At 67.6% G+C, this 8012-nt stretch carries 10 protein-coding genes; 2 read left to right on the forward strand and 8 right to left on the reverse strand.

Annotated elements, in window-relative coordinates:
* Together ACE3O8_RS11835 and purC are read right to left on the reverse strand one after the other, a co-directional pair.
* A partial coding sequence (locus ACE3O8_RS11835) for an alpha/beta fold hydrolase (RefSeq protein WP_374389986.1) occupies positions 1–756 on the reverse strand: 756 nt, incomplete at its 3' end.
* Positions 753–1535, reverse strand: coding sequence for a phosphoribosylaminoimidazolesuccinocarboxamide synthase (gene purC, locus ACE3O8_RS11840; protein ID WP_374389988.1), 783 nt, complete (start codon positions 1533–1535; stop codon positions 753–755). The genes purC and ACE3O8_RS11835, both read right to left, overlap by 4 nt.
* Before the next feature lie 102 nt (positions 1536–1637).
* Here purC and ACE3O8_RS11845 point away from each other — a divergent pair, with 102 nt between their 5' ends.
* Positions 1638–2207, forward strand: a complete 570-nt coding sequence (locus tag ACE3O8_RS11845) for a hypothetical protein (RefSeq protein WP_374389990.1) — start codon at positions 1638–1640, stop codon at positions 2205–2207.
* Here ACE3O8_RS11845 and ACE3O8_RS11850 read toward each other — a convergent pair.
* The 6 genes from ACE3O8_RS11850 to ispH all read right to left on the reverse strand — a co-directional run bounded on the left by ACE3O8_RS11850 (position 2204) and on the right by ispH (position 7266).
* Positions 2204–2869 (reverse strand): extensin family protein, encoded by a 666-nt coding sequence (locus ACE3O8_RS11850; protein WP_374389992.1) that lies wholly within the window; start codon positions 2867–2869, stop codon positions 2204–2206. The genes ACE3O8_RS11845 and ACE3O8_RS11850 overlap by 4 nt on opposite strands.
* On the reverse strand, positions 2866–3870 hold the full coding sequence (locus ACE3O8_RS11855) for an NADP-dependent oxidoreductase (RefSeq protein ID WP_374389994.1): 1005 nt from the start codon (positions 3868–3870) through the stop codon (positions 2866–2868). Before ACE3O8_RS11855 ends, ACE3O8_RS11850 begins: the two co-directional genes overlap by 4 nt.
* Positions 3871–3941: 71 nt before the next feature.
* The gene (locus tag ACE3O8_RS11860; protein WP_374389996.1) at positions 3942–4904 is read right to left on the reverse strand and encodes a DUF808 domain-containing protein; all 963 of its coding nucleotides are present in this window, start codon (positions 4902–4904) and stop codon (positions 3942–3944) included.
* Positions 4905–5366 carry a ribonuclease HI gene (gene rnhA / locus ACE3O8_RS11865; protein ID WP_374389998.1) on the reverse strand — a complete coding sequence of 154 codons (462 nt, stop codon included), beginning with the start codon at positions 5364–5366 and terminating at the stop codon, positions 4905–4907.
* Complete coding sequence (gene thrB / locus ACE3O8_RS11870; protein WP_374390000.1) at positions 5350–6291, reverse strand: homoserine kinase; 942 nt, start codon at positions 6289–6291, stop codon at positions 5350–5352. Before thrB ends, rnhA begins: the two co-directional genes overlap by 17 nt.
* A 9-nt stretch (positions 6292–6300) precedes the next feature.
* Positions 6301–7266, reverse strand: a complete 966-nt coding sequence (ispH, locus tag ACE3O8_RS11875; RefSeq protein WP_374390001.1) for a 4-hydroxy-3-methylbut-2-enyl diphosphate reductase — start codon at positions 7264–7266, stop codon at positions 6301–6303.
* A gap of 137 nt (positions 7267–7403) precedes the next feature.
* Here ispH and ACE3O8_RS11880 point away from each other — a divergent pair.
* On the forward strand, positions 7404–8012 hold a 609-nt coding region (locus ACE3O8_RS11880; protein ID WP_374390003.1), incomplete at its 3' end, for a hypothetical protein.

The raw sequence follows: 8012 nt of genomic DNA on the forward strand, positions 1-8012 counted from the left end.
CAGCATCACGACGGGGGCGCCGAGCGGCAGCAGCCGTTCGGGGCTGGTGTCTGCGAAGCGGACGTCGTCTGGCCGTTCGCTGCCGTCTTCGGCGGACTTGGGGGCGAGCTTTTCGACCGTATCTGCGCCGCAGAGCGTGTTGATTTCGGCCGACCAGTTGGCGAGCGAGCCGATGCCGCCGACCGAGACGACCCCGCGCGGCTTCAGCGGGCTTTCGCCGTGGAGCGGGCTGGCGGCGGCGACCCTGCCACGCCCGGCCGCCCAGAGCGCGAGGTGCGCGCCCGCCGAATGGCCGAAGAACACGACGCGGTTGAGATCGAGCTTGCCGGCTTCGGCATGGTCGCGGATGAGATCGATGGCCTTCGCCACATCCTGATAGGTGCCCGGATAGCCGCCGCCATCCTCGTCGATGCGGCGATAGCCGATGGACCAGACGGCATAGCCCTTGTCGAGGAAGGCGCCTGCGGCGGGGCGGAGAAGTTCCGGCCCGGCAACCGCCTGCCGCCAGCAGCCGCCATGGATCATGACGACGACAGGGCGCAGCGCATCGGGCGTTTCCGCCGAAGGTTTGGGCAGGAACAGCTCGACCTGCTGGCTGGGCGCTTCACCGTAGCGGATGGTTTCCGAAGGCGCGGCGGCGGGCAGCGAGGCGATCGCGCGCGGGCCCATCAGGCGCGGGAGATCCGTGAGGCCGCCGGACTGCGCGAGAAGGGGCGCGGCGAGGAGGGCCGCGCCGGCCATGAGCAGCCGCCTCATTGGGTGTTGCGGGCCTTCCGGGCTTCATCGAGATCAAGGACGGCGCCATCAGCCCCTTCGGGCAGCAGGCCGAGGCGGCGCGCCACTTCCTGATAGGCCTCCACCTCTCCGCCGAGGTCGCGGCGGAAACGGTCCTTGTCCATCTTCTCGTTGGTTTTCATGTCCCACAGGCGGCAGCCATCGGGGCTGATTTCGTCTGCAAGGATCACGCGGCTGTAATCATCTTCCCACAGGCGGCCGAATTCCAGCTTGAAGTCCACCAGGCGGATGCCGATTCCGGCGAACAGGCCGGTGAGGAAATCATTGGTGCGGATCGCCATGTCGACGATGTCGGCCAGCTCGTCCTGCCCGGCCCAGCCGAAGCAGGCGACATGTTCTTCGGTGATCATCGGATCGCCGAGCGCATCGTCCTTGAAATAATATTCCAGGATGGTGCGGGGCAGCTGCGTGCCTTCCTCGATCCCGAGGCGCTTGGAGAGCGAGCCTGCGGCGACATTGCGAACCACCACTTCGATCGGGATAATTTCAACCTGGCGAACAAGTTGTTCGCGCATGTTGAGGCGACGAATGAAGTGTGTGGGGATGCCGATATTGCCGAGCAGGGTGAACAGATGCTCGGAAATGCGGTTGTTGAGGACGCCCTTGCCGGAGATGGTGCCCTTCTTCTGGGCGTTGAAGGCGGTGGCGTCATCCTTGAAATACTGGATGAGCGTGCCGGGCTCTGGCCCCTCATAGAGGATCTTGGCCTTGCCCTCGTAGATCTGGCGGCGGCGGGACATATCGCTGTTCCTTGAAACTGAAAGCCGGGCATAGCGGGTTCGATGCCATGGGGCAACGCGCGAGCGGTGGAGTCCGCGGCCTGGCTGTGCAAGAGTTGGCCCATGCTGACGATGTTTCTGCTGGCGGCCGCTGTGACCGCCGATCCGCTGGACCCCATCCGCCCGCCCTGCGGCGCTGCCTATGCCGGGCGGGTGGTTTCCGACGATCCGGCGGATGCCGACATGGCCGGCAAGTCGCTGATCATGCATGTGCGCGTGTGCGATGCCGACGAAGTGCAGATCCCCTTTCACGTGGGGGATGACCGGTCGCGGACCTGGTTCCTGACGGCAATCGACGGGCGGTTCCGGCTGAAGCACCGGCATCGGCACGCGGACGGGTCGCTCGACGCGCGCACGCTTTATGGCGGGGACAGCGCCGGGGCCGCGACCCCCATGCCCGGCGGCGGATGGCGGGTGGATTTCCCGGTGGATGCGCATTCGAAGCAGATGTTCGCGGCGCAGGGTATTCCGAAATCGATGGCCAATGTCTGGTCGGTGGAGCATGTGCCGGGGCGGCTGTGGGTTTACCAGCTGGCGCGGCCGGGGCGGCTGTTCCGGGTGGAGTTCGACCTGACGAAGCCGGTGACGCCGCCGCCAGCGCCCTGGGGGGATGCGGGCAGCGTGAACCGTTAGCGGCAGAAGGGCTGCGACCGGGCGGCCTGATCGACATGCAGATGATCGGCGTGCGGCGCATCATAATCGGGTGACAGGGTGGTGCCGAAGTGGCGGCAGGCGCCGTTGCGGATCTCGCGCAGGAAGGCGCGTTCGGCGGCATTGCCGCTCCAGTGCTTCAGGACAGTGATGTCCCGGCCGGAGGCGAGACGGAAACTACCGATGTCGACGGCGTTGGCGCGGGCATGTTCCGACAGTTGCGCGCCGGGGCGGTTGCTGATGGGGCGGCAGCCATAGCCGCCGAAATGGCGGATGGCGACGACAGCTTCCCCCAGATGGCGGCGGGCGGCCGGTTGCAGCACATCCTGTTCCCAGCGGGTGAGAGCGGCAGCCACGGCGCAGCTGGTGACCGGCTGATCCGGCAGCCAGCGCGGGTTTCCGGGGGGTGCGGGCTGGCGGCTGACGGCCCAGCCATAGCCGCAGCCGCCCGGCCCGGCGCGGCCCTGCACGATCGTGGGGCGGATGCCCATGCGTTCCAGCGCGGCACGGCACAGCGCAGGGTCGCGGCCGAGATCGGCATAGGCCTTCAGCGCCGGGTCGCGGCCCGGCGGCGGGGCAGGGGCAGGGCCGGGCCTGCCGCAGGCGGCGAGGGCCGCCGCCAGCAGCAGCGGCCAGGCCTTCACGCCAGCTTCACGAGCATCTTGCCGGTGTTGGAGCCGGAAAAGAGGCCGACGAACGCATCCGGCGCCTTGCCGATCCCATCGAAGACGGTTTCTTCCCAGCGGATGCGGCCCTGCTGGATCCAGCCGCTCATCTCGGCAAGGAACTGTGGTTGCAGGCTGGCGAACTGGGTGACGATGAAGCCCTGCATCTTGATGGACTTGCCGACGATCATGATGATGTTCGACGGCCCCGGCGTGGGTTCTGTCGCGTTGTAGTTGGCGATCATCCCGCATTCGACGAGGCGGGCAAAGGGGCGGGCCAGCTCGATGGCGACTTCGAGATGCTCGCCGCCGACATTGTCGAAATAGACGTCGATCCCCTTGGGCGCCGCGTCGCGGACGGCGGCGAGAAGGCTGCCGCATGTCTTGTAGTTGATGGCATGATCGACACCGACGGACCGAAGCCAGGCACATTTGGCGTCCGTACCTGCGGTTGCGATCACCTTGCAGCCCTTGAGCTTGGCGATTTGCGCGACCGCCGAGCCGACGGCGCCGGCCCCGCCCGAGACGAACACGGTTTCGCCTTCCCTGGGTTCACCGATCTGGGTGAGGCCCGACCAGGCGGTGAGGCCGGGCATGCCGAGGATGCCGAGATAGGCCGAGGGCGAGACGCCTTCGATGGCGGGCAGCTTCGTGAGGGCGGAGGCCGGGGCGTTGAAGCCTTCGCGCCAGCCCAGCATGGAGGAGACGATGTCGCCGGGCTTGAAGCCGGAATCGTTGGACGCGACGACTTCGCCGACCGCGCCGCCTTCCAGCACCTTGCCGACCTGGAAGGGCGGGACATAGGAGGGGCGATCATACATCCGGCCGCGCATGTAGGGATCGACCGACATGAAGAGGTTCTTCACCTGCACTTCGCCGGGACCGGGGGCGGGCAGATCGACTGTCGCCAGTTCGAAATGTGCGGCGTCGGGAACGCCGACCGGGCGGCTCTTCAGGTGGATTTCGCGCGTGGTGGCCATTTCACTCTCCCCAATGTCTGTATTCCGGGACTGTCGGGGCGCGGGCCGGCGGATTCAACCCGCATTTCCCGTCAGTGTGCGGATTTCGCCGGCTTCAGCTTTACGACGAGCGTGACGGCCTGGGCGATGATCGCGCCCAGGATCAGGCCGAAGATGCCGGCGAAGGCGGCATGCGCCGTCCATTCGATGGCGCCCTGAAGCACCGGCGACAGGGTGGCGACGGCGTGCGCCCAGCCGTGGAGCGCGTGGGGCAGGGCAGGCCAGACGCCGATGACTTCCATGCCGTGCAGGACGATGCCGCCGCCGACCCAGGCCATGGCGGCCGTGCCGATGATGGAAAGCGCGGCAAGCAGCTTGGGCATGCCCGCGACGAGCCCGCGGCCGACGGCCTGCGACGCCCCGTTCCGGTGGGAGGCGAGGCGGACGCCGACATCGTCCATCTTCACGATGAGGGCGACGCCGCCATAGACGAGGATGGTGACGGCGAAGCTGACCCCGACAAGGGCTGCGGCCGTGGTGGCGAGCGGCAGGTTGCTGAGTTCGCCAAGCGCGATGGCGAGGATTTCGGCCGACAGGATGAGATCGGTGCGGATGGCGCCCGACACCATCTTCGATTCCTGTTCCGCAGGCTCCAGCATCACCGGGGTATCGGGATCATGGCCTTCGGGATGCTGGTGCAGGCCCAGCTTTTCCATCACCTTTTCGGCCGCCTCGAAGCAGAGGAAGGCGCCGCCGATCATCAGCAGCGGGGTGAGCGCCTGCGGCAGGAAGGCCGCGAGCGCGATGAAGATGGGGGTGAGGAAGAGGAGCTTGTTCCGCAGCGACCCCTTGGCGATCTTCCAGATGATGGGCAGTTCGCTTTCCGGGGAAAAGCCGGTGACATAGGTGGGGGTGACGGCGGCGTCGTCGATCACGACGCCGGCCGATTTGGCGCCCGCCTTGGCCGTGGCCGCGGCGACATCATCCAGCGTGGCGGCCGCGACCTTCGCGATTGCGGCGACATCATCGAGGAGGAGGAGGAGGCCGGACGCCATTCATTGATCCTTCAAGGTTTCGAGCATGGAGGCAATGGCCTCGTTCGCGAGCGCATCGGCGCGTTCGTTCATGGGGTGGCCGGAATGGCCCCTCACCCATTCCCAGCGGATGCTGTGCGGGCGGGCGGCTGCATCCAGCGCCTTCCACAGATCATCGTTCTTGACCGCGTGCTTTGCGGCGTTGCGCCAGCCGTTGCGTTTCCAGCCGTGGATCCACTGGGTCATCCCTTCCAGCAGATATTTGCTGTCGGTGACGAGGGTGATGCTGGCGGGGCGCTTCATTGCCTCGAGCGCCTTCAGCGCCGCCGTCATTTCCATGCGGTTGTTGGTGGTGAGCCGTTCGGCGCCGCTGAGCACTTTTTCGGTGCCGTTCCATTGCAGGATCGCGGCCCAGCCGCCGGGGCCGGGGTTGCCCTTGCAGGCGCCATCGGTGGTGATGCGGACTTCAGGCGAGGCTGGCATAGTGGGCGAGCCTGCGGGCGAAGGGGAGGGGATCCTTGCGCTGGACAAGCGCGTCGGACGGAGGGGCGAGCCAATCCTGCGCGCGGGTGAGCAGGAAGCGCAGCGCGGCCCCCTGGCCCAGCAGCGGGAAGGCGGCGCGTTCGGCATCGCTTAACGGACGCACCGATTCATAGCCTTCGAAGAGGGCGCGGGCATGGGCCATCAGCGGCGCGCGGCCATCGCGGGGGAAGGCCCAGGCGGCGTGGAGGACGGCGAGATCATAGGCGTAGAGATCGGTGCAGGCGAAGTAGAAGTCGATGAGGCCGGTGACGGTTTCGCCCAGCATCAGCACATTATCCGGAAAGAGATCGGCGTGGATGGTGCCGCGCGGGAGATCGGCGGGCCAGCGGGCGGCCAGCGCATCGAGGTGGCGGGCGACGGTGGCGGCAAGACCGGGTTCGATGCTGTCGAGCCCGGCGCCCAGTTCAGCGGCGCTGGCCTGCCAGTGGGCGAGGCCGAGGGCGTTGGGGCGTTCCGCCGTGTAGGAGGCGCCTGCGAGGTGCAGATTGGCAAGCGCGGCGCCCGCGGCCCGCGCCTGTGCGGCGGTGGGCACCGAGACCGAGACGCCGGGCAGATACTGGATGAGGCAGGCGGTTTTTCCGACCAGCTGCTGGATCGCCGCGCCCGACCTGTCGCGGATGGGGTGGGGGACCGGCTGACCGGCGTCTGCCAGATGTTCCATCAGCGCGATGAACCAGGGCAGATCATCGAGATCGATGCGCCGTTCATAGAGGGTGAGGATGTAGCGGGCGGTTTCCGTTTCGATCAGGAAGTTGCTGTTCGAAACGCCCTCCGCGATGCCCTTGGCCGACACCAGCGCGCCGGTTTCATAGCGCGACAGAAAGGCTTCCAGCGCCTCCGCCGGGACTTCGGTATAGACGGCCATGGCGGTGGGTCAGGCGGCGACGAGGGCGCGGGGCAGCTTGAAGACCACCTGTTCGGTGGCGGTCGTGACTTCCTCGATCGAGACGCTGAAGCGGGATTTCAGCGCGTCCAGCACTTCCTGGACCAGCACTTCGGGGGCCGAGGCGCCGGCGGTGAGGCCCACGGTTTCGACACCTTCGAACCAGGCCCAGTCGATGCCGGCGGCGCGCTGGATGAGGCGGGCCTGCGCGCCTTCGCGGGCGGCGACTTCGCGCAGGCGCTGGGAATTGCTGCTGTTCTCGGCGCCGATCACCAGCACCAGCTGGCACTGGGCGGCGATCGCCTTCACCGCCGTCTGCCTGTTGGAGGTGGCGTAGCAGATATCCTCGCCCTTGGGGCCGATGAGCGAGGGGAAGCGGCGCTGGAGCGTGGCGACGATGTCGGCGGTGTCGTCCACGGACAGGGTCGTCTGGGTGAGGAAGCCCAGTTCCGGGGTGGGCGGCGACACGGATTCGGCGTCTTCCACGGTTTCGATGAGCGTCATCGAACCATCGGGCACCTGGCCGAAGGTGCCGATGACTTCGGGATGGCCGGCATGGCCCACGAGCAGGATGTGGCGGCCCTGTTCCACCAGCCGTTCGGCCTGGCGATGCACCTTGGAGACAAGCGGGCAGGTAGCGTCGAGCCAGTCGAGCCCGCGTTCCTGCGCGGTGGCCGGGATGGATTTGGGGACGCCATGGGCCGAGAAGATCACCTGCGCGCCATCGGGAACCTCGTCCAGTTCCTTCACGAACACCGCGCCCTTGGCCTTCAGGCTGTCGACCACGAAGCGGTTGTGGACGATCTCGTGCCGGACATAGACGGGCGCGCCATGCTTTTCGAGCGCGAGCTCCACGATCTGGATGGCGCGTTCGACGCCGGCGCAGAACCCGCGCGGGGCGGCGACGAGGACACGGAGTGCGGAAGCGGGGGGCGCGGACGCGGGGGAAGAAACCATGGGCCTGCCCTTAACGGAGTTTGCCCCCCTCATGAAGCCCCTTCCCAGCGCTGCGCCGCCCGCCTAAGGACGGGGTTCGCTGCGGGCCTGCCCCGACTGTGATGAACCCGGGGGCGGGCCAAGAGGAGAGCCGCAACTTGTCGAAGTCCTATCTGGCTGTCGGGCTCCTGGTTTCGGCGCTCGCGCTGACCGGCTGCAACCGCAACCCCCTTCTGGTGACGCGCTCGTCCTGCCCGGCTGTCGCCGTGCCGTCCTTTGTGGGCAGCGTGACGAAGTTCGATCCGCCGCAAAGCCGCGACGCCGACGCCATCGACGTGACCGCGCAGCTGACGGACGTGGTGGGGACCTGCACGGAGACGGCCGAGTATCTGTCCACCGAGGTGAGCTTCAAGGTGACGGCGCAGCGGCGCAAGCCGGGGCCGGCGCGACAGCTTTACCTGCCGATCTTCGTGGGGCTTGCGCAGGGCGGCAATGTGCTGGTTTCGAAGCAGGCGACCGGGGTGATGCTGGAGTTTCCGGAAGGCCAGCTGCGGGCGGAAACGCGGGGCGGCGCGCAGGCGCAGGTGCATCGGTCTGCCGTGACGCTGCCGCCCGAAGTGCAGGAGCGGATCACGCGGGAGCGGCGGCCGGATGAGCCGGACGCGCTGGTCGATCCGCTGTCCGATCCGCAGGTTCGCGCGGCGGTGCGGGCCGCGAGCTTTGAAGTGCTTGTGGGCTTCCAGCTGGCTGACGCCAGCCTTGCCTAT

Source organism: Sandaracinobacter sp., from assembly GCF_041909755.1.
Lineage (GTDB): Bacteria > Pseudomonadota > Alphaproteobacteria > Sphingomonadales > Sphingomonadaceae > Sandaracinobacteroides.

What these genes read in the sequence shown, in the direction of transcription:
- rnhA (WP_374389998.1), bottom strand. Translation starts at nt 5,366, where the DNA reads ATGCCAGCCTCGCCTGAAGTCCGCATCACCACCGATGGCGCCTGCAAG.
- ACE3O8_RS11860 (WP_374389996.1), bottom strand. Translation starts at nt 4,904, where the DNA reads ATGGCGTCCGGCCTCCTCCTCCTCCTCGATGATGTCGCCGCAATCGCG.
- ispH (WP_374390001.1), bottom strand. Translation starts at nt 7,266, where the DNA reads ATGGTTTCTTCCCCCGCGTCCGCGCCCCCCGCTTCCGCACTCCGTGTC.
- ACE3O8_RS11845 (WP_374389990.1), top strand. Translation starts at nt 1,638, where the DNA reads ATGCTGACGATGTTTCTGCTGGCGGCCGCTGTGACCGCCGATCCGCTG.
- purC (WP_374389988.1), bottom strand. Translation starts at nt 1,535, where the DNA reads ATGTCCCGCCGCCGCCAGATCTACGAGGGCAAGGCCAAGATCCTCTAT.
- ACE3O8_RS11855 (WP_374389994.1), bottom strand. Translation starts at nt 3,870, where the DNA reads ATGGCCACCACGCGCGAAATCCACCTGAAGAGCCGCCCGGTCGGCGTT.
- thrB (WP_374390000.1), bottom strand. Translation starts at nt 6,291, where the DNA reads ATGGCCGTCTATACCGAAGTCCCGGCGGAGGCGCTGGAAGCCTTTCTG.